The sequence below is a fragment of the Salinibacterium sp. genome, from assembly GCF_031364185.1.
Classification (GTDB): Bacteria; Actinomycetota; Actinomycetes; order Actinomycetales; family Microbacteriaceae; genus Rhodoglobus.
This window is the reverse complement of record NZ_JANLVV010000068.1, coordinates 1-1,868: the sequence shown is the minus strand read 5'-3', so window position 1 is coordinate 1,868 and position 1,868 is coordinate 1. Positions and strand designations below refer to the sequence as shown.

Annotated in this window: 1 protein-coding gene and 1 pseudogene; one reads left to right on the top strand and one right to left on the bottom strand. The window is 66.0% G+C overall.

The genetic code is table 11. The features are described 5' to 3' along the window. Positions 1 to 224 precede the first annotated feature (224 nt). The gene (ligD, locus tag RMN95_RS03540) at positions 225 to 1,244 is read left to right on the top strand and encodes a non-homologous end-joining DNA ligase (RefSeq protein WP_309615580.1); all 1,020 of its coding nucleotides are present in this window, start codon (positions 225 to 227) and stop codon (positions 1,242 to 1,244) included. Between the two features lie 311 nt (positions 1,245 to 1,555). On the opposite strand, the pseudogene RMN95_RS03535 reads toward ligD, so the two are convergent. Next, positions 1,556 to 1,868: pseudogene (locus tag RMN95_RS03535) on the bottom strand (ATP-dependent DNA ligase); the annotation flags it as partial.

Genomic DNA, 1,868 nt, shown 5'->3' with positions numbered 1-1,868 from the left:
GAAGCCTGCTGCGACCGAGGCTCCCGTGGACGAGAACATTGTCGACTCTACCGACGCGCCTGTTGAAGAGGCGCCTGCCGAGGACGCGCCTGCCGCCGACACGCCTCCCGAGGACGACAAGAAGTAGTGAGAGGTCCGGTTCGGCCCCGCTTTCGAGCGGGGCCGAACTTCGTTAACCGGCACGGGATCACACCGGCATAGCTTGGGCGGCGTAGGTTGGGCTCATGGCCAGCGAGGCGACGACGATCCAGGTTGACGGACCCGGGGGCATCCGGGAAATAAGAGTGTCGAGCCCCTCTCGAGTGCTGTGGCCCGATGCGGGCATCACCAAGCTCAGGTTGGCCGAGTACATGGTCGTGGTGGGTGAGGCGTTCGTCCGGGCCAATGGAGACCGGCCTGTGTCCCTGCAACGCTTCCCCGCCGGGGTGGGCGGTGAAGAGTTCTTCTCGAAGAATCCGCCCAAGGGTGCGCCCGAGTTCGTGCGCAGCGTCCCCGTGGTCTACCCGAGCGGTCGCTCGCATCCACAGTTGGTGATCGATGAGCCCGCCGCTGCGGTCTGGGCCGTCCAGATGAACACGATCACGTTTCATCCCTGGGCATCCAGGGCCGAGCACAGCGACAACCCGGACCAATTCCGCATCGACCTCGACCCTCAACCCGGCACCGATTTCGGGGATGCGGCCAGAGTTGCCGTCGAGCTTCGCTCGGTGATGGCCGAGGCCGGTCTCACGGCGTTCGTCAAAACCTCGGGCAATCGGGGTATCCACGTTTTCGCGCCGATCCGGGCCGAGCACGAGTTCCTGGTGGTGCGTCACGCGGTGATCGCGGCGGCTCGCGAAGTCGAGCGACGGATGCCGGGGGCGGTGACTACCTCATGGTGGAAAGAGGAACGCGGCGAGAAGGTGTTCGTCGACTTCAACCAGGCGAACCGGGATCGCACGATGGCCGGCGCCTACAGCCCACGGCCGCTGCCGCATGCCCCGGTGTCTACGCCGCTGGAGTGGACTGAATTGGAGGGCGCCGATCCACGCGAATTCACCATCCTGACGGTGCCCGCGAGGCTTGAAGTGAACGGCGACCCATGGGAGCATTTCGCCGATGAACCCGGCGATATCGCCACCCTCCTGGAGTGGTGGGACCGCGACCTGGCTGATGGCCTTGGCGAGCTACCGTTTCCGCCCGACTTCCCGAAAATGCCGGGTGAGCCACCACGCGTGCAGCCTTCCCGCGCGAAGAAGTCGTAGCCCGCGGTCGCGCCGCAACAGCGCCGCAACCTGGGCGCCGTCAGTGCGGACGCACGGGGATCAGGTCTCCCCCGTCGACACTCCAGTCGTTGCGAAGGAAGGGCACATTCCGGTCATTGCTGGAGTGTCCACGAAGAATCGGACGCTCAGGCCCGCGCACGTTGATAACTCCTGCAGATTGAGGAGTGGCTGCGACCGGTTACCCGGAATCCCGGGGTGTTTCCGGGTGTCGGACGCGAGGCGCACCCCGAAGTGCAGGAGTTATCAACGTGGCCGACACCGAAGCGGGCCACGCTACGGGCCCGGATGGCTCAGCCGAGCACGGATCCCAGGTCGTAGGCGACGGGCCGCTCCAGCTGGTCGAAGGTGCACGACGCAGCGTCGCGGTCGGGGCGCCAGCGCTCGAACTGCACAGTGTGCCGAAAACGGGCACCCTCCATGTGGTCGTATCGAACCTCCACGACCAACTCGGGGCGTAGTCGCACGAATGAGGTGTCGCGCGAGCCCGAGAAGCGGCTGCGATCGGATTCGCCAGCCAACGCCGTGCCGCCACTATCGCGCTGCACGAGGTGATTGAGCTCGCCGATGAGCGCCCGACGCCGTTCATTCGAGAACGCGGCGATC

Coding starts and splice junctions, on each gene's coding strand:
- ligD (WP_309615580.1), top strand. CDS start 225: ATGGCCAGCGAGGCGACGACGATCCAGGTTGACGGACCCGGGGGCATC.